At 69.7% G+C, this 24,195-nt stretch carries 12 protein-coding genes; 7 read left to right on the top strand and 5 right to left on the bottom strand.

The features are described 5' to 3' along the window. Positions 1 to 6,963 carry a polymorphic toxin-type HINT domain-containing protein gene (locus tag AB0E90_RS40525; RefSeq protein ID WP_360417618.1) on the bottom strand — a complete coding sequence of 2,321 codons (6,963 nt, stop codon included), beginning with the start codon at positions 6,961 to 6,963 and terminating at the stop codon, positions 1 to 3. A 330-nt stretch (positions 6,964 to 7,293) separates the two neighbouring features. On the opposite strand from AB0E90_RS40525, the gene AB0E90_RS40520 reads away from it, so the two are divergent. After that, the gene (locus AB0E90_RS40520) at positions 7,294 to 13,401 is read left to right on the top strand and encodes a LamG-like jellyroll fold domain-containing protein (RefSeq protein ID WP_360417617.1); all 6,108 of its coding nucleotides are present in this window, start codon (positions 7,294 to 7,296) and stop codon (positions 13,399 to 13,401) included. Positions 13,402 to 13,682: 281 nt separating this feature from the next. Here AB0E90_RS40520 and AB0E90_RS40515 read toward each other — a convergent pair whose 3' ends face one another. Next, positions 13,683 to 13,952: a tetratricopeptide repeat protein gene (locus tag AB0E90_RS40515; RefSeq protein WP_360417616.1), complete on the bottom strand. Its 270-nt coding sequence runs from the start codon at positions 13,950 to 13,952 to the stop codon at positions 13,683 to 13,685. A gap of 167 nt (positions 13,953 to 14,119) precedes the next feature. Between AB0E90_RS40515 and AB0E90_RS40510 the strand changes: the two genes are divergently transcribed. Beyond that, positions 14,120 to 14,689, top strand: a complete 570-nt coding sequence (locus AB0E90_RS40510) for a hypothetical protein (RefSeq protein ID WP_360417615.1) — start codon at positions 14,120 to 14,122, stop codon at positions 14,687 to 14,689. 35 nt (positions 14,690 to 14,724) lie between these two features. On the opposite strand, the gene AB0E90_RS40505 is transcribed toward AB0E90_RS40510, so the two are convergent. Next, positions 14,725 to 15,192 carry a cupin domain-containing protein gene (locus AB0E90_RS40505; RefSeq protein WP_360417614.1) on the bottom strand — a complete coding sequence of 156 codons (468 nt, stop codon included), beginning with the start codon at positions 15,190 to 15,192 and terminating at the stop codon, positions 14,725 to 14,727. 170 nt (positions 15,193 to 15,362) lie between these two features. Between AB0E90_RS40505 and AB0E90_RS40500 the strand changes: the two genes are divergently transcribed. Then, complete coding sequence (locus tag AB0E90_RS40500; RefSeq protein WP_360417613.1) at positions 15,363 to 18,074, top strand: AAA family ATPase; 2,712 nt, start codon at positions 15,363 to 15,365, stop codon at positions 18,072 to 18,074. Here the strand turns inward: AB0E90_RS40500 and AB0E90_RS40495 are convergent. Together AB0E90_RS40495 and AB0E90_RS40490 are read right to left on the bottom strand one after the other, a co-directional pair. Further along, a complete protein-coding gene (locus AB0E90_RS40495; RefSeq protein WP_360417612.1) occupies positions 18,071 to 18,394 on the bottom strand; it encodes an STAS domain-containing protein in 324 nt (107 codons plus the stop codon). The two genes, AB0E90_RS40500 and AB0E90_RS40495, sit on opposite strands and share 4 nt — an antisense overlap. Positions 18,395 to 18,457: 63 nt before the next feature. Further along, positions 18,458 to 19,150 (bottom strand): hypothetical protein, encoded by a 693-nt coding sequence (locus AB0E90_RS40490; protein ID WP_360417610.1) that lies wholly within the window; start codon positions 19,148 to 19,150, stop codon positions 18,458 to 18,460. A 151-nt stretch (positions 19,151 to 19,301) separates the two neighbouring features. Between AB0E90_RS40490 and AB0E90_RS40485 the strand changes: the two genes are divergently transcribed. The 4 genes from AB0E90_RS40485 to nhaA all read left to right on the top strand — a co-directional run bounded on the left by AB0E90_RS40485 (position 19,302) and on the right by nhaA (position 24,097). Beyond that, positions 19,302 to 20,888 carry a peptide chain release factor 3 gene (locus AB0E90_RS40485; protein ID WP_360417609.1) on the top strand — a complete coding sequence of 529 codons (1,587 nt, stop codon included), beginning with the start codon at positions 19,302 to 19,304 and terminating at the stop codon, positions 20,886 to 20,888. A gap of 207 nt (positions 20,889 to 21,095) precedes the next feature. Next, complete coding sequence (locus tag AB0E90_RS40480) at positions 21,096 to 21,299, top strand: cold-shock protein (RefSeq protein ID WP_360417608.1); 204 nt, start codon at positions 21,096 to 21,098, stop codon at positions 21,297 to 21,299. A gap of 91 nt (positions 21,300 to 21,390) precedes the next feature. After that, the gene (locus tag AB0E90_RS40475) at positions 21,391 to 22,731 is read left to right on the top strand and encodes a DUF2254 domain-containing protein (RefSeq protein WP_360417607.1); all 1,341 of its coding nucleotides are present in this window, start codon (positions 21,391 to 21,393) and stop codon (positions 22,729 to 22,731) included. Between the two features lie 85 nt (positions 22,732 to 22,816). Beyond that, the gene (gene nhaA / locus AB0E90_RS40470) at positions 22,817 to 24,097 is read left to right on the top strand and encodes a Na+/H+ antiporter NhaA (RefSeq protein WP_360417606.1); all 1,281 of its coding nucleotides are present in this window, start codon (positions 22,817 to 22,819) and stop codon (positions 24,095 to 24,097) included. Positions 24,098 to 24,195 lie beyond the last annotated feature (98 nt).

Below are 24,195 nucleotides of genomic sequence, written 5' to 3'. Positions count from 1 at the left end.
TCAGCCTCCAAGATAGTCGGGCTTGGGGAAACTGACGTCCCTGCCATTCATCGTAAACTTGATCGTGTTCCAATCCCGATTCTGGAGTCGCACCGCACGGCCGAGAATGTTCATCTCCCGCTGGGTGGTGAACCAGTTGTCCCCACCACCCTCCCGGTAGGCGTCATCGAACAGCTCGGCGGGTGAGGCATTCGCCTTGCCATTGGTCATCTTGAATCCATCCATCCGAACGTGAATGGTGGTTTCGGGGTGATTGTTGGCCACGTCCCGGACACTCGCGAGCGCGTCTTCCCTCGTTTCATTGAGGAAATGGGTGTGATTATTCTCCGTGGCCGACTGCTCAAGACCGTACTTCCGCAGGCCAAGGGCCACATCCGTATAAACCTCGTCGCAGTTGTGCACGAGCACCGGAGTTCGGCCGGCGAGCACATAATACGTGTGGAAGTTCGCGATCGTGAGGTTGTACATCGTTCGCGGGCCGCGGAACTCCCGCACGCTCCCGATGGTGGCCGTCACGCCCGGATGTGCAACCCCCAGGTTTTCACCGGGCTCGAGGTCGCCGGCGCTGGTCCACTTCAACCTCTCCGGATCCCAGAACGGGTGCTCCTTCGTGGTGTGCACGGTGGCGGAGCCGCGGCCGGTGTCCACCTTGAGATCGACCAGCTCGGTGTCGATGTTGACGTGCAGCTCGGTGACCTTCTGAGCGCTGGTCTCGCCGGTCTCCGGGTCGGTGGCGAGCACCTCGTCGCCGACCTTCACCCTCTCGATCGGCTTGGTCGGCCGGTCGGCCATCTTCACGAGCGTGCCGGGGGCGAAACTGTTGACACAGGCCTTGCCGGCGCCGCGAGCCATGTCGTCGAGCATGTCGAAGCTGCGCATCGAGGTGCGGGTGGAGGCGAGCATCCGGCCCACCGTCGACGCGCTGGCGCCACCCTCCTCGGTGACCGCCATGTGCAACATCTGGCTGAACTCGGGATCCCCGCCGTTCGCTGCCACGACCCGGGCGATATTGGCGTCGTGCACGGCGTTGGCGTAGACCGTCGTGCAGTGGTTGACCATCTGCTGGCAGGCCCAGTCCATCATCTTCAGGAGCTTGACGTTGTCGTCGAGGGCGTCCCACTTCTTGCCCCAACTGTCGCGGAACATGTAATACGCGTAGTTGACCTGGTTGCCGTAGGCGTAGATGTCGTCGACCTGGTCAGTCGTGACGGTCACGCCGCCGACACTGCCGTTGCCGTAACCGTCGGTTTCGACCTCGGCGGGGTCCGAGTTGCCGCCGTCGCCGCCACCGTCGTCGTCATCGTCGGGCAGGACGTAGCCGCCGCAGGTTCCGCCGTTGCCGCGAGCACAGCCGGAGCGGTCGCCGTCGATCCGGCCGAGCCCGGACGGGTCGGAACCGGTGATCGGATTGTCACCGGAGTAGGTGTAGCCACCGAGCTGTGCCGGGTCGGCGGCCTGCAGCAACGGGTCGGCGCTGATGAATCGGCCGAGCGCCGGGTCGTACTTACGGGCGCCGACGTCGGTGTAGCCGGTCTTGAGATCCCTCGGCGCGTTCAGGTAACCGCGGGTCATGTTCGGCCACAGCGCGGTGTTCGCGGTCGCCCGGTCCTCGCCGTACGGCTTGAACTGCTGGCGGGAGACCTCCAGGCTGGTGGTGTCGATCGCGAGGCTCGCGGTGCCGTGCCGATCGCCGAACAGGTAGTGGGTGCCCCCGTTGGGCAGAGTCGAACGAATGGCGACGGCCCCGGAACCGCCGTGGTTGTAGGTCCGGACCGCACCGGCCAGCACGGCCGGCGCGGCCGCGGTGTCGGCCACGATCTCGGTGTCCCCGGCGAACAGGCTGGTGCGGCCGGGATCGCGGCGGATCAGCTGGTTGCCGTCGGCGTCGTACAGATATTTGGTCGTCCCGGCGTTCGTGCCGGTCGCCGTGACCTGGGCCAGCCGGCCCTCGTCATCCCACTTCAGCGTCTGGTTGTTGCCGCTGGTCGCGGTGCGGGTGAGGAGATGACCGGCGACGTCGTAGACGAACTTGGTGGGGTCGCTGCCGTCCTTCGTCTCGGTCAGGGAGTGCGGCTGAGCACCGGTGGGGTTGCAGGCGGTGGTGCAGCCGTTCACGTAATTGGTGGTGACTCCGGCCGAGGCCGTCCCGGTGGCGTGGTCAACCAGCTGGGTCCGGTTGCCGATGAGGTTGTACCCGAAGGTCTGCCAGTAGGAGCTGGAACTGCTGGACACATCGCCGACCGCGGGTGCCGCGGTGCCGCTGCCGGGGCAGTCCCCGGCCGCGGTCCAGGCGTTGATCAGACGGGACAGGCTGTCGTACCGGTAGCACTGGGTGTCGGTGACCGTGTTCCCGCTCTCCGACTGCTTGTTCACCGTCGACAGCGGGTTGCCGGAATCGTCGTAGGCATAGCTGCTCTGGTCGATCAGCGGGCCGATGCCGTGGCTGCGGTAGATCGAGCGGGTCGCGAGGCGCAGTGTGTAGTCGTCGTACGTGTAGAGGCTCTGCACCTCGTTGGTGGAGTCGCCCATCGTCGTCTTCGAGGGTTGCCCGAAGTCGGTGTAGATCGTGCCGGCGACGTACAGGTCGATGCCGGAGGTCCTGGTCGGCGCGCCGAGCAGGTCGTGGCCGTAGCTGATCGTCTCGCCCGGCAGCGTACCGACGGCCGGGTCCTCCTGGGTCGACAGCTTCTCGGTGTTCGGCGTGTAGGTGAATTTCGTGGTGTACGAGGTCGGCAGCGGCCGTTCGACACCAGGCAGCGTGATCGTCTGGCCGAGCGGATTGCCCAGCACGGAGTAGCCGGTGGCGGCGACGGTGTAGCCACCGGTCACGCCGGAGACGTACCGGGTCGACGAGGTCAGCTTGCCGATCTGCAGGGTGTCGTAGTCCCAGGACGCGTACTTGAAGTTGCCGGCGGTCTTGTCGACCGCGGAAAGTTTCCGGCCCAGCAGGTCGTACGTGAAGGTCAGCTGAACACCACGCGCGTCCTTCGTGGAGACGAGGTTCCCCGCGTCGTCGAAGCTGCTGTAGCTGGTGCCGGTGTCCGGGTCGACGTGCGAGGTCACTCGCCCGAGCAGGTCGTAGGTGTCACTCCAGACCGCCTGGTCCGGACCGGTGACGGTGGACTGTTGCCCGGCCGGCGTGTAGCTGTACTTGACGGCGTTACCGGTGCCGCCGGTGGCGGTGAAGCCGCCGGTAACACTGCCGGTCAGGGTGGGCGGGGTGGTGTACTGCAGCAGCTCGATGAGCTGGCCACGCCCGTCGGTGGCGGTGGCGGTGGCGACCCCTCCGGGCTGCGGGAGCGCAATGACCTTGTCACCGGTGTACGCGGTACGGCTGTGCCAGATCTCCAAGCCGTTGTGTTCGGCCGTGGTCTGGGTGATCCGGCCCGCCGCGTCGTGATCGTTGACCAGCGTCGACGGGATCGAGACCTGCGACAGGTGGTCGGAGACCAGCGTGTCCCGGGGGTCGCCGGCGATGGCGTACGAGTTGTTGGTGAGGACCGTCCAGCCATGTGTGTCGTACTGCGTGTCGGAAACGATCGTGCTGCCGTTCTCGCCCATCGACTGGGTCTCGAGCGGGCGAAGCAGGGCGTCGTAGAGCGTTTTGCTGACGCCGTAGGTGGGTGTCGTGCTCGCCGTGTCGTTGTCCAGCAGGCTCTTGGTGGTCACCACACTCGGACCGGTGCTGGACAGCTGGTATCCGTACAGGATGCTGGCCGGTGCGCCGGCCGACTTGCTCTTGTTCGCCATCCACGCCGCGGTGGTGCGGCCCAGCGCGTCGTAGGTCACCGAGCTCACCGCACCCGTGATGCCGGTCGTCGCGGTCGTTAATTGACGCGCCGCGTCGATCGTGACGGTGGACAGCTGGCAGTCCTTGCTCGACTTGGTCACCGCCGCACAGCTCGCCCCCGGCGTGACCTGGGTGATCGCGGTGACTGAGGTCGGCAGGGCTCCGGTCGCCGGCGTGAACTTGGTGTAGCCGGTCTTGGCCAGGCTGGTGCCGTCAGCCGCCGTCGAGTTCGGGGTGCGCGTCGCCGAGGTGACCCGGCCGTAGCTGTCGTAGGTCGTCTTGGCCGTGTCGATGAACGTGCTGCCGACCGACCCGGTCGCGGCCGACGCCGTCTGCACCAGCGTCGGGTTGCCCCGGCTGTCGAAGGACGAGCGCACGTCGGAGATCAGCGTCCCGGACGGGCTCGCGCCCGCCGCGGGGCAGTCCTGCTCGGTGATGATGACCTCGGACGGCAGCACGACCGGCGCGGTCTTGCCGCCCGGCAACGACACGGTGCTGTCGAGGTACTTGTTGAACGTGCACTTGGCGCTGTTGCCGGTCGCGCCCACCTCACCCCGGTCGGCCGTCTGCACCGGGCGGCCGGCGGTGTTGTAGAACGTGTCGCTCTCGACCTTGCGCCAGCCGTACGAGACCTTCGCCCGGGTCACGGTCTTCGCCGTGCCGGACATGTAGGCGGTCAGGGCGGTCAGGCCGTCGCGGGCCCGGGAGGCGGTCGGCCCGATCAGGTTCGGGACGGTCACCTCCGTACCGATGATGGTGCCGCCGTTGTAGCTGACCTTCTCGAAGGCCTGGCCGGAGTACTGCGCCTTGTCGGCCACGCTGATCGTGCCGTCGCTGCTCTTCAGGGCGGGCACCGACCGGGTCTTGCTGTCCGGCAGGGTGTCGCCGTCCATGCCGAGGAAGTAGTAGGACTTCGTGAGCGTCTTCTGGTCGTACACCCGGGTGCCGTCGGTGTAGTGGAAGACCGACGGGTTACCGGTGGTGATGTCCACCTCGGGGTAGCCGCGGAACTGGCCCCAGGTGCGGTTCTCCTTCTTGACCACCTCGTTGTCGTCGTAGTGCCAGCCCGGGTCGCCCTGGTAGCTGTACTGCGAGAGCAGCGTCGGCTGGGTGCCGTCCTGGTAGTGGTTGCCGGCGCTGTCGTAGGTGGTGACCGAGGTGACCGGGTGGGTGTAGAACCAGTCCATCAGCGGTTCGGGCTGGTAGTCCGGCGCCCAGTAGACCGGGAAGCAGCCGGTGGTGTTGGCCGCGGCGAACGCCTGGGCGGCCTTGTCCATGTCGTCGTCGCCGGACGGGTTCGCCGGCGGCAGGCCGGCGCAGGTCGGCGTGGCGTACTCGACGACCGTCTCCGCGCCGGTCTCCGACCAGATCGTGTGGATCCGGTTGTAGTACATCTTCGGCAGGCCGGGCAGCACACCGACCCGGTTCGCCAACTGCTCGCCCTCGAACGACACCGAGCCGGCGGAGGTCTCCGTCGCGGCCCCGCCGAGCTTGTCCAGGCCGGTCCGCTTGATCGACTCCAACCACAGCGTCGGTGAGTGGTCGGCGTTGTCCGGGAACGAGTGCGCCAGGTCGAACCGGTCGACCAGCTTGGTCGCGCCAGCAACCTGCACCTGCGTCGTGATCGACGTCAGCATCCGCCGGGTCCAGAAACTCGGCGAGTGGTTCGTGCAGTCCTTGCCGCTGGAACAGTTCAGGTCGACCGGCACGTCCGGGTAGAGCTCCGGGTTCGACTCGCTGAACGTGCAGTCCCCGACGCACCGCTCGGCGGTATTGAAGACGACCTGCTCCGGGGCGGTCGCGGAGTAGACCGTCGAGGCGGTCATGCCGTAGTCGATCCGCTTGATCGTGCTGGCCCGCACATAGGACACCGCGGTGTCCTTCATGTTCGCGCCGTAGTAACCCATCTCCGGGTCGTTGTAGTAATACGCCATCGCGTTGCCGTTGCGATCCACCGCGTAGTCGAGGTTGAACCGGTAACCCAGCGTGCAGGCGGTGTCCTTGAACGACCCGCTCGGGCAGTCGCTCACCCCGGCATGGCTCTGGTAGACCGGGACGGTCTGCACCGACTTGGTCTCCTCCGCGCCGGCACTCCAACCAGGCAGCCGGCTGAGGCCGAAGTAGTACTGCGTCCCGTTCTGGGTGACCCGGAAGTACTCGCCGTTCTTGGTGCCGTTGGTGGCGTCGGACAGGTTGTCGATCTGGGTGGTCGCGTTGTCGTTCGCCGACCGGAACGTGTGCGTCTTGTCGTCGTAGACGATCGAGGTCGACTCGCCGTTCAGCGACAGCGTCAGGATCTGGCCCGCCCAGCACAGGTCACCGGAGTGATCCGGAGCGCCCTCGGCGTCGATGTCGTCGCACGAGCGGTAGGTGCGCTCGACGAAGTTGTCCCCCATCGACCAGCCGTCACCGACCCACGTCGACTGGCTGTTCGTGCCGGCCGTCCGCGCGTCCTGAGTGGCCGAGCTGTAGGACAGGTCGATGTTGGGCTTGACCGCGCCGATGCCCGGGGGCACCGAGATCGGGTAGCTGTAGGTGAAAGCGCCGGTGTTCCCACCGGCCGACCAACTACCACCCGGCGACAGGCTGGTCGCCGCGTAGTCACCGCCACCACCGCTGGTGCCGGACGTCGCGGCCAGCACCGAGTTCACCGACACGTCCGCCGACAAAGCCGCGGCCACCGGCGTCTGCGTCCGGCACTGCGCCAGCTCAGGAGTGGTCAGCGCGCACGCGGGCAGCTTGACCAGCCGCAACCGGGAGGCGTAACCACCGCCGTAGGCGTTCGCGAACGCCGACGGATCGACGTCGACATGCACCGCGCCGGCGCCGCCGGACACCGAGAACAACACCCCGCGAATACCGGCGGCCTTCGTGACCTTCTGGTCCGCGGTCTTTACCTGTACGCGATCCTTCGCCCGCACCTTGATCGGCGTCGACCCGGCACGGACCGCACCGGTCGACGGCGCCACCGTCGCGATCTGAGCCGCCGGCAGCGTCGCCCGCGCCGTGACATCGAACTGCGCGGTCTTCCCACGGGCCTTCGGTTTGCTGGAGACCTTGCTCTTGCCCAGCTCGACCCGCTCGATCTTGGTCGGCTCGGGCACCTTCGGCGCGGCCGCGGCCGGTTCGCCCGCGGCCATGCTCGTCAACGCCGGCGCGCTGACTATGACCACGGCCGCCACCGCCAGCCGGCGCCATCGCGCTCTCAGACCTTTTCCGGACAGCATCAAGCAGCCCCTTCCCCCGTGAACCGCGCCCCAGGGCAGGAGCGCGCGACCGACCTGATCTTGGATCGGCGGCCACATGCTAACCGAAAGTCGATGAACTTAAGTGCTTCGCTGAGTCGCACCGCACATCTGTTGCTCAGCAGGGGAAACGGGGCAGACAGCCGACGCTCGGCGGGCCACAATGTCGCCCTCGCGATCTTTCGAGGAAAGGCACACAAGTAAATGTCACGAACGACGCCACGGGGGCGTCTTCCGCTCTTCACGGCGGTAGCCGCGTTGCTCACCACCACTGCGCTCGGGGTCGCCACCCCGGCACGGGCGGATGTGCCGACAGCCCCATCCCCCACCACACCGCCGGCCGCTCCGCCGGTGCAGACCACCCCTGATTCGCAGCCCGCCGAGCCGGCCGACACCGGGCCGGTCACCGACTCGGCCAAGAAGATCACCGCCGCGATCGACGAGGCGAAGAAGACCGGCGCGACCGTGCCGATCCCGTCGCTGACCGACGCGTACTCGATGACGTCGGCCAGTCCGGACGGCACGTTCGCCACGACGTACTCGATCACCCCGGAGCGCGTGCAGCGCGACGGCAAGTGGACCCCGGTCGACACCACGCTGATCAAGCGGGCCGACGGCAGCTTCGCGCCGAAGGCAGCGGTCGCCGACGTGTCGTTCGGCGGTGGCGGTGACGCCACCCTGGTGACGCTGAAGCAGGGCACCAACGCGCTGAAGTTCTCGTGGACCGGCAAGCTGCCCGCGCCGGTGATCACCGAGGACACCGCGACGTACCCGAACGTGCTGCCCGACGTCGACCTGCAGGTCACCGCGAGCGCCACCGGCTACTCGTCGGTCTTCGTGGTGAAGACGCCGCAGGCGGCGGCGAACCCGAAGGTGCAGCGGCTCGACCTCGGTCTGGCCGGCACCCGGGTGAAGATCGCCGCGACCCGCGACGGCGGCGCCGAGGCGAAGGACACCGACACCGGACGCGCGGTGTTCCGCGCCAACACCGCGCTGATGTGGGACAGCACGCCCAGCAGCGGCGCGCCGGACGAGCGCGCGATCATGGAGAAGTCGCTGACCAGCCCGCGGGCCGCGCACGAGGCCGCGTCGCTGGTCGGCAAGAACAAGGCGAAGATCAAGGTCGGGTTCGCCGGCGGCAAGCAATCGCTGACGCTGGACAAGACCCTGCTCACCGCAAAGACCACCAAGTACCCGGTCTTCGTCGACCCGGACTGGGGCGTCGGCTACTACGGCAGCCAGTCCAGCTGGGCGCGGATCTCCAGCAACGGCTGGAACGTCTACAACTCCACCGCGACCACCGGCTCGAACAGCGCCCGGATCGGCCTCGACAACTGGCCCACCGGTGACGATGAGAAGGCCCGCACGTATTACAAGATGAACCTCACCGGCATCAAGGGCGCCACCGTCAAGACCGCCACGCTGTACGTCAAGCACCGCTGGTCGGCGAACTGCTCAAACACCAATGCGGTGGTGTACGCGACCGGAGCACCCGCCGGATTCAGCTCCTCGACCCTCTACTGGGGCAAGGAGCCCTCCCGCGGCTCGCTGCTGGACACCAAGGCGGGCAAGGAGGTCAACTGCGGCACCTCCAGCCCGGCCGCGTCGCCCGCCTCATTCGCGTTCAACGTCTCCGGCAACGTCGCGAGCCTCGCCAAGGCCAAGAAGGACTACGCGTACTTCCTGGTCGAGGCGGCCAACATGAGCGACAAGTACTCGTGGAAGCAGCTCGGCTACAAGGGCGGCGCCAGCCTGACCGTCCGCTACAGCTACCCGCCCACGCTGAAGGCGAACGACGGCAAGCTGCACGTCACGCCGAACAACAACAACGAGGGCGGCAAGCTGATCACGACGTCCCGGACGCCGACGCTGTCCTGGGGCGCCACCAACACCTTCCCCAACGGGGTCAAGCGCAACCTGATGGTGGACTACCACGTCGAGAAGAAGGGGACCGGCGAGCTGGTCGCCTACGGCTACGGTCCGGGCGCGACCACCTATAACGCGAACGGCTCCAGCTGGACGGTCAACAAGTCGCTGCCCGACGGCGACTACCAGTGGCGGGTCACGGCCAAGAACCAGGACGACCTGTGGACCGGCACCTGGGGTCCGTACATGTACTTCTCGGTCGACGCGACCGCACCGAACCGGCCCTCGATCAAGTCGACGCAGTTCCCGCCGAACCAGGTCGGCGCCGGCTTCACCGAGAAGGGCGTCTTCGCGCTCGGCAACGACAAGAAGAACAACGTCACCGGCTACCTGTTCACCCTCGACGGCGATCTGACCAACGTGGTCTACGCCAGCAACAAGGGCACCCAGTGGGTGGCCGGCACCACGATCAAACCCGGCACGATCTATTACGCCAAGGCCGACAACAAGGAGGGCACCGGCACCGTCGTCACCAACGGCAGCGCCGCCCCGGTCTTCGCCCCGGCCACCGCGGGCGCGCATAAGCTGAGCGCCAAGGCGGTGGACGCGGCCGGCTCGACCTCCAGCTCGACGGTGTACGAGTTCAACGCCGGCACCGCCAAGCCGCTGTACGTCACCGGCGATCAGATGATCAACGGGTACACCGGCACCAACGCCGACGGCACCACCACGACCGTGCCGAAGGCCACCGCCACCAGCACCGGCGGCGCCCTGCTGGCGCAGACCAGCTACGCCGGCTACTACTTCGTCAGCGGCTACCAGGCGATGCTGGCCAACAACAGCGCCACCGGCACCAAGGTCGCGAGCGGCGACTCCGCCACGTTCTCCTTCAACGTCCCACAGCTCGGACTCTGGGAGCTCGGCGCGAACATGCTGGCCGCCACCGACTACGGCGCCTTCACCCTGACCCTCGACCAGGGCCGATCCACCCAGTCGACGCTGATCACCGCCTTCGACGCCTACTCGGCGCTCAACGGCACGGTCTACAAGAACTTCGCCACCCCGAAGGACGCGAACGGCTCGCCGATCCCGCTCGACAAGGGCGTGCACACCGTCACCCTGAAGCTGACCGGCAAGAACGCCGCGTCCGCCGGATATCAGGCGGGCATCGACGCCCTGCGGCTGAACATGACCGCGACCTGCCCGATCAACGACACCCGCAACTGCCTGAACAACAAGGCGATCAGCACCTGGAACCCCAGCGTCACGCCGGCCGTCACCGACGCCGACGCGGACGGCTGGGGCTTCAGCCTCAACGCCGCCAACCTGGCCGCGGTCGGCTGGGCGCCCGGCGCCACCCTCAACGTGCACGGCGCCGCGGTCAAGCTGCCGGCCACCTGGGGTGACGGCAAGAACGACAACATGCTGTCCGCCTCGCAGCTGATCACCCTGCCCGGCAGCGGCGTGGTGAACAAGGGCAACGCGGTGGTCTTCCTCGGCTTCGCCGTGAACGGCGACGTCAAGGGAGCCAGCGGCCGCATCACGTACGCCAAGGACAGCGGCTGCAACGTCACCTCCCAGGCGTACACCCTCGACTGGGTGGTCGACTGGGCCTACGTCCCGGCCGGCAACACCGTGGTCAACCTGCCGTGGCGTAACAAGACCGCGGACGGCACCGCCTACATCGGCGTGACCCCGAGCATCATGGCGGCCAGCGTGCCGCTGGTGTGCCCCGGCGCGGCCGTCTCCAGCGTCTCGCTGCCGCTGGTCTCGGACACCGTCGAGGGCCACGTCAACGCGCTGCACATCCTCGGCCTCGGCATCCGGCCGACCTCGAGCAGCGCCGACGGCGCCCGCTGGGTCGGCAGCTGGGCCACCGCCCAGGACACCGGCACAGTGCCGGACGGCACGCTCAACACCCAGACCGTGCGCATCCCGGCGCACCTGACCATCGGCGCCGGCACCGACAACCGCCGGGTGCGGGTGCGGATCGCGAACACCCAGGGCAAGACCCCGGTCACGTTCGACGCCGCCTCGATCGCCCTGCAGGACGCCTCGGCCGGCGGCGCCACCGCCACTGACGCGCCGGTGCCGCTGACCTTCGGCGGCGCCGCCACCGTCACCCTGCCGGCCGGCACCGACGTGCTCAGCGACCCGGTGGCACTGGCCGCCGACGACCAGGCCACCGTGCTGGTCAGCCTCAAGGTCAAGGGCAAGATGACCGCGCTCGCCGGGCACAAGGACGCCCGGTCGCCGGTCTACGTCAGCGCCGCCGACAACGCCAACCACACCACCGACACCGCCGGTTCCGGCTTCACCCTGGCCACCATGGGCGGTGTTCCGTACCTGGCCGGGGTCGACGTCAGCACCCCGGCGGACAACCCGGCCGGCGCGGTCGTGCTCTACGGCGACGCGACCGTCAACTCCGACACCGCCAACAACGACGGACTGAGCCAGATCAGCGATCAGCTCGCCACCGCGCTGTCCAGCGACGAGTACGGCAACCGTTACCCGATCCGGGCCGGCGTGCTCAACCAGGGCAGCAGCAGCTGGGGCAACTCCGCCCAACTGCCCACCGTCGCCAACACCCAATACCCGCAGAACTCGTACGGCCTGATCGACCGGGAGATCCTCAACCAGACCGGCGCTCGGATCGTGCTCGTCTCGGCCGGCAGCAGCGACCTGCTCGCCTGCACCGGCACCGCGGCGGTCTGCGCGAGCGCGGTCAGCACCAAGCTGAACACTCTCGCCGGTCAGCTGCAGAACTACCGCATCGACGACGCCCTCAACTTCGGCGTCAGCTCCCCCACCTCCAGCCGCACGCTGAAGGTGTACGTCGCCACCCTGCCCGCGTTCAGCGGAACGCACACCGCGGCGCAGGAGGCGGCCCGCCAGCTCGTCAACACCCACATCCTGGGCAGTGGCGGCCCGCCGAACATGGAGGGCTACGCCGACGGGGTCATCGACTTCGCCGCCGCGGTCTCGGTCGACGGCACCGCCGCCGGCGCCACCGTCAAACCCGACTACCTCTACACCGCCGCCGACGGCGTCAGCTACCCGAGCGACCTCTACTACCAGACCCTGGCCTGGCAGTACGTCCTGGACTCGGACAGCGTCGACGGCATCGCCGGGGACGGCGAGGTGACCGGCGGCGACGAGTCGACCCCGGTCGCCGAGTGGAAGTTCAACGAGCAGGCCGGGGCGACGACCGCCCCGGACACCGGCGGCGGCACCGGCACGTTCCACGACGCCGACCTGTTCAACGTCGGGTTCGCACTGGGCCGCGACCCCGACAGCCGAGCCGGCACGTTCAACGGCACCAGCAGCTACGCCGACACGAAACTGCCGTTCAACACGGCGCGGAGCTACACCGTCGAGGCGTGGGTGCGGCTGACCGACAAGAACGCCGACCGGACGATCCTCGCCCGCAACGCGAGCGGCAACGCCTCGCTGTACTTCCAGTACAACAAGGCCCTCGACCGGTGGATCGCACAGATGCCGTCGGCAACCGCCGGCGACGCCGACTCGATCAAGTGGGCCGTCGCGCCGTCCGACGAGGCGCCGAAGGTCGGCGTCTGGACCCACCTGGCCGCCGTCTACGACGCGTCGGTCAACAGCCTCAACCTGTACGTCAACGGCAACTCCGAGGGCGGCGCGGACGAGGTGACCTCGTTCAACGACCCGGACGGAGCGAGTTGGATCGGCCGCGACGGCTTCAGCTGGTTTGCCGGCGACATCGCCGACGTACGGGTCTGGTCGCGACCGCTCGGCGACGACGAGATCCAGACCAGCGCGGCTCCGCGGATCCCGGCGGTGAGCTGGCAGTTCGAGGACCAGAGCCTGGCCACCACGGCACCGGACTCCTCGGGTCGTGACCCGGACGCCCCCGGCGCCTTCACCGGCGGCGTCACCTGGAAGACCGAGGGCCACCCGATCCCGGACGGCGCCGGCGACGGCATCGACCAGGACCGCGGAGCGATCACCCTCAACGGCACGAACGCCGCCGTCACCACCCGGGCGAGGCTGCGCACCGACCAGAGCTTCACCGTCGCCGGCTGGGCCCGCATCACCGACCTCACCCGCGACCAGGGCGTGGTCAGCCAGTACGGCGCCCATGCCAGCGGCTTCCAGCTCAACTACGGCGCCACCTGCAAGTGCTGGCGTTTCCTCCTCCCGGCAACCGACGGGACCAACCCCACCACGACAACCGTCCAGGCCACCACGGCCGTGACCGCCGGCGCCTGGGTCCACCTGGCCGCCGTCTACAACGCCACCACCGCAACCGCGACGCTGTACGTCGGCGGAACGGCGACCGCCCCCGTGACGGTCCCCGCCCGTACGTGGAACTCGACCGGCCTCTTCACGGTCGGCCGAGTCCTGCAGAACGACGCCGGCACCGGTTACTTCGCCGGTGACGTCGACGACATCTCCGCCTACCAGGACGCACTGACGACCGACGAGATCAACAACCTGCGGCTCAAGGAAACCCCGCAGGGCTGACCGGCCGGGGCGTGGTGGCAACCCCACCACGCCCCGCGCTCACCGGGTCAGCACATCAGACGCCGCGGACAGCGCCGCCGCGCGTCGAAAGCTTCGGATCATCGTCCGTACCCCTCTTCGTGTCCCCCCGCCGGCTGCTGCCGACGAGAAGACCGTGGCACGGCCGCCGCGCCACCCCGGAGCATCCCGAACGAATCCGAACGCGCTATAGGGCCTGTCTGCCGATCACGTGGGTACGAGGCGAGGTCCAGCCGCCGCCCCGCGTGATCGGCAGACAGGCCCTACGTGAGGTGGGCGCGGATCTCGTCGGCCTCCGGCATGCTCAGCTCGGTGTAGAGGGACAGCGCCTCCCGGAAGTGCTCACGCGCGAGCGCTTCGTCGCCGAGAGCGCGGTGCGCATGGCCGAGCCCGGTGTGGGCGCGGGCCTGCTGGTCGCGGAACCCGATGACGACGGCAGCCGCGTGCGCCTCGGTGTGGTGCCCGAGCGCGTCGGCAGGACGGCCGGCGGCACGGGCGGCCTCGCCGAGACCGTTGAGCGCCCAGACCTCCACGAACCGGTCACCGATCGCCCGGGTAACGGCCGCCGGAACAGCGCCAGGGCCTCGCGGTAGTAGTCGGCGGCCGGCTCCGGCCGGCCCAGTCGCCACTGGACCACGCCGAGGTCGGTGAGGGCGTGGAACGCGTATCGGCCCGGGGCGCCCGGCTGCAAGAGATGATCATGTACGAGGCCGGCCAGGCCGGCGCGAGCATCCGTTCCGGCCAGGGCGGTCGCGGCGTACACCTCGAAATCCTGTCCCGGATGCAGCGCGAGCAGCCGCAGCAGGCGCCGCCGATCGGCCGGAAGGTCCTGATAGGACAGGCCGAGGGCGAGTTCGACGCCGGTGTCCAGGCGTCCGCTGCGGGAGCGCTCGTCGAGCCAGTCGGCATGGTCGGTCATCGTCCAGCCGGGCTTGGCCCGCGTGTGGCCGGCCACCAGCCCGAGCGCGAGAGGCAGGTGGCCGCAGCGATCCGCGATCCGGGCGGCGGCGTCCGGATCGTCACCGGCCGGGATCCCAGCCGTTGCCCGGGTCAGGAACTGGACGGCCTCGGCCGGGCTGAACACGTCCACCGCGAGGTTCGTCACCGGCGCCGGGCCGGTCAGGTGCCGCCGGCTGGTGATCAGGGCGAGACTGCCCGGCGCCGCCGGGAGCAGCGCCCGGACCTGCTCGGCGTCGGCAGCGTTGTCGAGGAGCACCAGGGCCCGGATGCGGGTGAGCGCCTGCCGCCACTTATCGGGCGGCGCCACTGACAGCCAGACGAGAGCCGGCTCTCATCCCGATGTCATCAGGTCAGGGTCGGCGGGGGTCCGACGACCCGCAGCCGGTACGCGTCGGCGGCGGCGACGATGGCGCCGATGTCGAACGGCGCGGCCCCCGAGTCGACCGAGGTGACCGGGGAACCGTTGTCCTTGAACCAGTTCTCGATGCCGGCCGGCGCGAACGCGACGGCGATCCGGGCGGACGGCGACCGGACCAGGTAGGAGTGCGGCACGCCGCGCGGCCCCAGGGCGACGGCGCCGGGCTGCAGGTCGTACCGATCGTCGCCGAGATAGAAGCTGACCTCGCCGTCGAGCACGAACCAGACCTCGTCCTCGTTGTCGTGCGCGTGCAGCGGCGGCGCGTGGCCTTGGGTGTCCTCGAACTCCATGACGCTGATGGCGCCGGCGGTGGCGGCGCCCGGGATGAGGATGCGGGCCTTGCCACCGAGGAACCAGAACGGCTCGGCGGCGGTGGCCGGGGCAGGATGAATCACGGTCGAACTCCTATCAGGCGAAACGACTGCCGCTCATCGCGGTTCGTCACGCGTCGTACGCTATGGATGCTTTCGATGCCGGCCTTCAGTCGATTGACTGCCGATATCCATGGACGTCGCCCGGCGCAACGGCAACGATGTCGGTTGCGAACGCACGAGAGGGTGAACGGATGGCTTGGCTGGTGGGTCGTGAGGCCGAGCTCGGGTTGCTGCACAAACTGGTGGCCACGGCCTTCGACGGCACCGGCGGCGCCCTGGTCCTGCGCGGCCCGGCCGGCATCGGCAAGTCGGCGCTGATCGAAACGGCTCAGCAGCAGGCCCACACGACCGGGATGACCGTGCTGGCGGCGCGCGGCGTGGCCTCGGAGACGCTGCTGCCGTTCGGCGTGCTGCACCAGCTGCTGTGGCCGCTGCTGCGCGACCCCCGGCTGCCGGAGACGCCGCGCCAGCTGCTGCGCTCCGCGCTTGGCGCGGCCGGCGCCGCCGCCCCGGACCTCTACGCGATCGCCCTGGCCACGCTCGAACTGCTGGTCGAGGCGGCCGAGCGGAACCCGATCCTGGTCGTCGCCGAGGACGCCCACTGGTTCGACCGGTCCAGCGCCGACGTGCTCGCCTTCGTCGCCCGCCGGGCCGGTGCGGCGCCGATGGCCCTGGTCGTGGCGGTCCGTGGCGGCGACGACACCACGCCGGCCGATGCGCTCGGCGAGGCCGGACTGCCGGACCTGGCGATCGGCCCGCTGGCCGAACCGGACGCCCGGGCCCTGCTCGACCGGGCCACCGGTCAGCTGCCGGCCGGTCTGCGCGAGCGCATCCTGACCGCCGCGAGCGGCAATCCGCTGGCCCTGCTCGAGCTGCCGGCATCGGTGCGGGAGGAGTCGTTCTCCACGGTCGTGCCGATGAACGCCCGCCTGGAGAGCGCTTTCACGGCCCGGCTGCCGGAGATGCCCGACTTGACCCGCACCCTGCTGCTGGCGGCCGCGGCCGAGCCGTCGTGCACCCTCGCCCAGCTGCTCACCGTGGTGGCGGCGGTCAGCGGACAGCCGGTCGGAGTCGACGTGCTCGACCCGGCCGCCGGCGCCGGCCTGGTCCGCTCGCACGGGCTGCAACTGCGGTTCCGGCATCCGCTGGTCGCCTCCGCCGTCTACCAGGCGGCCTCGCCGAGCGATCGGATCGCCATGCATGCGGCCCTCGCCACCGCCCTGGCCGATCAGCCCGACCGGGCGATCTGGCACCGCAGCGCCGCCGCGACCGGCCCGGACCCGGAGGTGGCGGCCGACCTGCAGGTCTTCGCCGACCGGGCGGCCCGCAGCGGCGCCGCGTCGGTGGCGGTCGCCGCGCTGGAACGGGCCGCCTCCTTCAGCGGCGGCCCCGACCGCGTCGATCTACTGCTACGCGCGGCCGAGCTGGCCTGCGAGACCGGCCAGGCCCGGGAGCGCCTGCCCACACTGCTCGAGCAGATCCGCGCCGGCGGGCCGAGCGGGCGCGATGCGGCCCGGCGCATGCAGGTCGAGGCGGTGCTGGCCCCGATCCCGGACACCCAGGCGATCGCCGGGCTGGTCGAGCACGCCGCGGGGATCTGGGAGCAGGACCGGGCGCTGGCCTACTCACTGCTGTTGGCGGCCGCGATCCGGTGCTGGTGGGGCGGCGCCTCGCCGGAGTTGCGCGCGCTGGTCCGGGACGTGGCCGACCGGTTCGACCCGGAGGTGAACAATCCCCCCAGCCTGACCGTGCACGCGTACGCGTCGCAGCCGGAACGGAGCGGGCTGCTGCTCCGGCGGGCCGGTGCTCTGCTCGCCGACCCCGATCCGGCCCGCCGCCGATTCGCGATCGGCGTCTACGCACTGACCGGTGACTTCGTGGCGTCGGCCGCCATCACGCCGCAGGCGATCGCCACCGCCCGGGAGAACGGCCAGGTCCTGCTGACCGCCCGATGGCTCGTCGTCCAGTCGGGCACGTCCTTCTGGATGGGCATGTGGGACGCCGGCATCGCCGAGGCCACCGAGGCCGAGCGGCTCGGCCGCGAGCTCCGCGAGCCGTCGATCTACCTGGTGGCGATGGCGTACCAGGCGATGTACGCGGCCGCGCGCGGCGAGCTCGACCGGGCCGAGGACATCGTCGCGGCCACGCTGGCCGAACCCGATCTGGCCGGCAACCGGGCGGTTCTCGCCGCGACCCAGAAGACACGGGTGATGGTCGCGCTCGCCGCCGGGCGACCGGCCGACGCGATGGAGCGCGTGCTGTCCCTCTACGACCCGGCCGACGCCCACCACCACTGGATGTATGAGTATTGGGCCCTGTCCGACCTGGCGGAGGCGGCCCGGGCGGCCGGTCGGCTCGACCGGGCCCGGGAGATCCTTGCCACCGTGGACCAGGTCGCCGAGCCGGTCGGATCGATTCGTGTTTCTCTCGTCGTCACCCGCGCGATCCTCGCTACCGACGATCAGGCCGAGTCGCTGTTCGAGGCCGCGCTGGCCGAGGACCTCGCGCCGTGGCCGTGGGAGCGGGCCCGGCTCAACCTGGCGTACGGCCGCTACCTGCGCCGCCATCTGCGCGTCACCCAGTCACGGGCGCCGCTGCGCCTGGCCGCCGAGTTGTTCGAACGACTCGGCGGCATCGCGTGGCTCGACCAGGCCCGATCCGAGCTGCGGGCAACCGGCGCCAAGGGCCCGGCGCCCCGCGGCGGCCCGGCCGCGATGACCGCCCAGGAACAGCAGATCGCCCTCCTGGCCGCGGAAGGCCTGAGCAACCGGGAGATCGGCGAGCGCCTGTTCCTGTCGCCGCGCACCGTCGGCTCGCACCTCTACCGGATCTTCCCGAAGCTGGGCATCGCCACCCGCGCCCAGCTCGGCGCGGCCCTCACCCGCGATCACCAGGAGACCTAATCGTCGGCGGGCTTGCGCACCAGGGTTTCCTCCAGGGCCGAGATCTCCAGGACCATCCGGACGACCGGTCCCGGGTCGGTGAGCTTGAGGTCGATCCCCTTGGCGGCGGCGGCCCGGTGCGCGGCGATGAGCATGCCGAGGCCGGTCGAGTCGAGGAACGTGACGGCCCGCAGGTCGACATCGATCCGGTCGCCGTCGTGGCTCTCGACCACCTGCCGCAGCACCTCACGCATCGTCGCGGTGGTCTCCACGCCGATGTCACCTTCCGGAGCGACGATGATCGTGTCGCCCGCCCGCTCGATAGCGCAGTCGAAGGACAAAGCTTCTACCCCTGCCAGCCGTGAGTCAGTGTTGGCGCACCAGACTACCTACCGCGAACCGAGTCACTGGCCCAGGCTGCCGACGCCCTTCGCGATCACCAGCACCGAGATCACCAGCGCGGACGTGGACTCGATGCCCATCAGGATCTTCGCGCGCGTCGACAGCGGCATGGTGTCGGTGGGGCTGAACGCGGAGGAGTTGCTCAGCGACACGTACAGGTAGTCGACGATGGCCGGCACCCAGTCACTGACCTTGCTCGAGCCTGCCTGCACCTCGTCGACGGTGTCGTGGTCCTCGTCCTGCGGAAACCGGAAGTCCGCCGGGGCCAGCTCGTGCCGGGGCAGGTGGGTGCGGGCGACCGGCCCGCCCCGGTCCAGCTCCCAGAACGCCAGCCCGTAGACGATCACGTTGGTCAGCCACACCTGCCCGGCCGCGATGAGCAGCTCGACCGCGCGCGAGTCGTCGGTGGTGACCAACTGCCGCAGGAGCAGAATCAGCGCGACCGCGTTGGCCACGGCGATGAGGCCGACCAGCGTCAGCGCGGCCAGCCGCTCCCACAGATTGTCCCGGGTCATCCGCCGCGGATTGACGGCGATGAGGGCGGCCAGCAGCACCACCTCGAGCGCCGGGATGACCAGGCGCGGCCCGAGGATCAGCTGTTCGGGCAGCAGCGCATAGAGCGCGATGGCCACCACCACCACCGTCGCCGACGGCAGCCGCGCCTCACCCCGCCGTGCCTTGACTGCCGATGCCACCGGCACAGCATGCCGCACCACCGCACCGGACACCGCGGCGGAGACCCGACACGCCGGATCCGCCAGGTCACCGACGAGGGGATACCGTGCTGGAGGTCATCCACCGGGCGCAGGATGGAGACGTCGAGGAAGTGATCGTGGGGAGCGGAACGTGAGTCAGAACGTGCTGGCGTCGTCGGCGGGAGTCGCTGTGCAAGCGGGCCGGAGGCGTACGTTCGCGGTGATCTCACACCCGGACGCGGGCAAGTCGACGATGACCGAGGCGCTGGCGTTGCATGCGCGGGTGATCGGCCAGGCCGGCGCGGTGCACGGCAAGGGCGACCGCCGGGGCGTGGTCTCCGACTGGATGGCGATGGAGCAGCAGCGGGGCATCTCGGTGACCTCGGCGGCGCTGCAGTTCTCCTACCGTGACACGGTCATCAACCTGCTGGACACGCCCGGGCACGCGGACTTCTCCGAAGATACCTACCGGGTGCTGACCGCGGTGGACAGCGCGGTCATGCTGCTCGACGCGGCCAAGGGCCTGGAGCCGCAGACGCTGAAGCTGTTCGAGGTGTGCCGGCAGCGCAGCATCCCGGTGATGACCTTCATCAACAAGTGGGACCGGCCCGGCGCCGACGCCCTGGCGCTCCTGGACGAGATCGAACAACGGATCAGGCTCAAGCCGACCCCGCTGACCTGGCCGGTCGGCATCGCCGGGAACTTCCACGGGGTGATCGACCGCCGCACCGGCGTCTTCACCCGCATGCAGCGCTCCCCCGGTGGCGCCGATCTGGCCATCGAGGAGGAGATGGGGGCGGACGAGGCGGCGCAGCGGTACGGCGCGGAGTGGAACACCGCCACCGAGGAGCTGGAGCTGCTCGCGATGACCGGCGCTGATCACGATCAGGCGACATTCCTGGCCGCGACCAGCACTCCGGTGCTGTTCGGCGCGGCGGTCGCCAACCTCGGCGTACGGCAATTGCTTGATCTTCTGGTGGAGCTGGCGCCGCCGCCGTCGGCCCGGCCCACCACCGAAGGCACGGATCAGCCGGTGGACGGACCGTTCTCCGGGTTCGTATTCAAGATCCAGGCGAACATGAACCGGGCCCACCGCGATCAGGTCGCGTTCATGCGGATCTGCTCCGGCCGTTTCGAGCGGGGCATGGTCGTCACCCACGCCGGCACCGGCCGGCCGTTCACCACCAAGTACGCCCAGCAGATCTTCGGGCAGGGTCGCGACACCATCGACGAGGCCTACCCGGGTGACGTGGTCGGCCTGGTGAATGCCACCGCGCTCGGCATCGGCGACACGCTGTACACCACCACCCCGGTGCACTATCCGCAGCTGCCGTCGTTCCCGCCGGAACATTTTGCGGCCGTACGCACCTCCGACACCTCGGCCTTCAAACGTTTCCGGCGCGGCATCGAGCAGCTCGACGCCGAGGGCGTGGTCCAGGTGCTGCGCTCCGAGCAGCGCGGCGATCAGACGCCGGTGCTGGCCGCGGTCGGGCCGATGCAGTTCGAGGTGGCCGCCTTCCGCCTCGAGGCCGAGTTCGGGGTGCACGCGCAGCTGGACCGCCTGCCGTACGAGGTGGCGGCCCGCACCGACCCGGCCGGCCGGGAGATCCTGCGCTCGGTGGCCGGCGTCGAGGTGATGACCCGGGTCCGCGATGACGCCTTGCTCGCGGTCTTCCCGGACCGGTGGCGGATGCGTTCGGTCCTCAGCCGGAATCCGGATCTGCAACTTGAGGGGTGAGGCGGGCGGACATCCACGGCCCGTACCTCCTATGCTAGATTCTCGGCGTTGCAGTTTTGATTTCCGTAGACGGTTTCGGCGCCTGATGGGTCATCTAAGCCCGTTTCAGGCGCTTTTCGTTTATCGTGTCGTTTCGGCGCGGGTGATCAACGCGGCGGCGTGCGAGGCCGCACAGTGCGGTCTCGAACAGCCTGCGAAGGAGCAGACATGACTACAGGCACCGTGAAGTGGTTCAACGCCGACAAGGGTTTCGGCTTCATCACCCCGGACGACGGCGGCGCCGACGTCTTCGCCCACTTCTCTGCGATCGCGACGAGCGGCTTCCGTAGCCTCGACGAGAACCAGAAGGTGGAGTTCGACATCACCCAGGGCCAGAAGGGCCCGCAGGCGGAGAACATCCGCCCGCTCTGATCCATCGCTTGAACGAACGGCGGTCCGCTGACTCAGCGGGCCGCCGTTCGGCGTTTCACCCGATCGGGAGATTGTCGTTAAGGTCCGCGCTATGGATGACGACACCCCGGACAGCATCGCCCCGCAGGTGCGCCGTCTGAAGCAGCGGGCCCTGGGTGACCGGCTCCGGGAGAGCCTGCTGTTCCTCCCGCTCCTGCTGCTGGCCGGCGGGGTGCTCGCCGAGGAGGTCGCGCACGTCGTCGACCGGCATCACCGGATCGGCTGGCTCGGCCTGTTCACGATGGCGCCGGATGCGGCGGTGACGCTGCTGTCGACCATCGCGGGCGCCACCATCACTACTGCCGGGGTGGTGTTCTCCCTGCTGGTGGTCTCTCTGCAGCTGGCCAGCGGCCAGTTCTCGCCGCGGGTGCTGCGCACCTTCTGGCGCGACCGGATGGGCCAGGTCCTGATCGGCCTGCTGCTCGCCGCGTTCGCGTTCTGCGTGCTGGCGCTGAGCCAGATCGACACCTCGGCCGAGCAGGCGCCGACGCTGACCATGACGTTCGCGATCGGGCTGGCCCTGGCGTCGATCCTGGCCATCGTCGGCTTCCTCAACCGGATCACCCGCCAGCAGTACGTCGGCCGGATCATGGAACGCATCCAGCTCGAGGCCACCGATCTGATCAAGGATTTGCCGTACGGGTCGCAGGTGGGCCACCGGTGCGGTGAGCCGGTCGCCGCCCCGGAGCCCGACGACGCCGGCGTTCCGCTGATCGTCCGGTCCCCCGCCGACGGCTGGGTGCAGCAGGTCAGCTACCGCGCCGTCCTGGCCTCGGTGCCGCCCGGCAGCACCGTCCGGCTGGAGACTCGGGTGGGTTCCTATCTCATCCGGGACGAGCCGCTGGCCCGGATCTGGCCGGCGCCGGACGCCGCGACCGGGCGCCGCGCCGCCCGCCAGATCGGCGAGGCGATCATCATCGGCGCCACCCGCACGATGCAGCAGGACATCGACTTCGCCCTGCGCCAGCTCAATGACATCGGGCTGCGCGCGCTCTCGCCGGCGGTCAACGACCCGACCACCGCCGTCGAGGTGATCCTACGGGTCACCTCGATCATGCGGCCGCTGCTGCACGCCGACCTGCCCGCCCAGGCGCAGCGCGACGACGACGGCCGCACGTTGCTGACGCCGTGGGACCTCGATCATGCCGAGTACGTGCGGCACGCGTACGGCCAGATCCGGCTCTATGCCGGCGCGCACCCGCAGGTGGCGCTCACGCTGGTGCGGACGCTGCGGATGTTGCGCGACGTCACCGCCGAGCTCGCCGACCGGGAGGCGGCGGTCGCCGAGCTGGACCGGCAGCTGGCCGCGACCATCGACGACGCCCGGCGGGCCGGGCTGCCGGACGCCGAACTCGCGCCGCTCACCGGCGCGGCGGGCCGTCGGCAGGAATAGCCGCCGGCCCGCCGGTAAGCTGGGTTCCGGTGCGCCGGGAAGTCTGGTCGGCAATGACTCAACCGACCCCGAAAGCTGGCTTCCCGTGCCTGACCTGAAAATCTTCGGCCCCGGTTCCTGGGCCGAGGCCCGTCGCATCGCCGACGTGCTGCGCAAGGAGACGATCGGCGGCGCGCTGCTGCTGGCCGGCACGCTCATCGCGCTGATCTGGGCGAACTCCCCCTGGTCCGGCGGTTACACCACGATGACCGGCGTCACCGTCGGCCCGTCGGCGCTGCATCTGCACCTGTCCTTGGCGACGTGGGCGGCGGACGGCCTGCTGGCGATCTTCTTCTTCGTCGCCGGGCTGGAGCTCAAACGCGAGTTCGTGGCCGGTGACCTGCGCGATCCGCGCCGGGCCGCGGTGCCGGTGGCCGCCGCGGCCGGCGGCGTGCTGGTCCCGGCGCTGTTCTACACGCTGGTCAACCTGGGCGGCGCGACCAAGGGCTGGGCGATCCCGACGGCCACCGACATCGCGTTCGCGCTGGCGGTGCTGGCGGTCGTCGGCCGGTCGCTGCCCACCGCCCTGCGCACCTTCCTGCTCACCCTCGCGGTCGTCGACGACCTATTCGCGATCGTGCTTATCGCGATCTTCTACACCGCCCATCTGTCGGTGCTGCCGTTGCTGGCGGCGCTGGTTCCGCTGGCGTTGTTCACCGTCCTGGTGCAGCGGCGGGTGCGCTCCTGGTGGCTGCTGCTGCCGCTGGCGTTCGCCGCCTGGGCGCTGGTGCACGCGTCCGGGGTGCACGCCACCGTCGCCGGGGTGCTGCTCGGCTTCGCGGTGCCGGTCATCCGGTCGGAGCGGGCCGGCGGCCCCGACGCCGGCCCGGGCCTGGCCGAACATTTCGAGCACCGGTTCCGGCCGATCTCGACCGGGATCGCGGTGCCGGTCTTCGCGCTGATGTCCGCGGGCGTCACCATCGGCGGCCTGCACGGTCTGTCCTCGGCCCTGTCCGATCCGATCGCCCTGGGCATCATGGTCGGGCTGATCGCCGGAAAGCCGATCGGGATCCTGCTCGCGACGTGGCTGACCGCCCGCTTCACCCGGGCGACGATCGACTCCGGTCTGTCCTGGATCGACATGTTCGGCCTGGCCGTGCTGGCTGGAATCGGCTTCACCGTCTCGCTGCTCATCGGCGAGCTGGCCTTCGGCGCCGGCGGCGAACGCGACGACCACGTGAAGGTGGCGGTCCTGCTGGGATCGCTGATCGCCGCGCTGCTGGCCACCGTCGTGCTGCGTGCCCGCAACCGCGTCTACCGGCGGATCCGGGCGGCCGAGCTGGTCGACCGGGACCGCGACGACATCCCCGACATCTACCAGAGCTGACCTCCGCGGCGCCGGCGCCGCCTCATTTGCGCGCTGGGAGTACGTTGACCGCAGGTGCGCCGGGAAGCCTGGTCGGCAGTCGCGTCGTCGACCCCGGA

Origin of the sequence: Actinoplanes sp. NPDC026619, from assembly GCF_040638295.1 — a bacterium.
GTDB lineage: Bacteria > Actinomycetota > Actinomycetes > Mycobacteriales > Micromonosporaceae > Actinoplanes.
The sequence above is the reverse complement of the archived record's forward strand: the minus strand, read 5'-3'. Positions and strand labels throughout refer to the sequence as shown.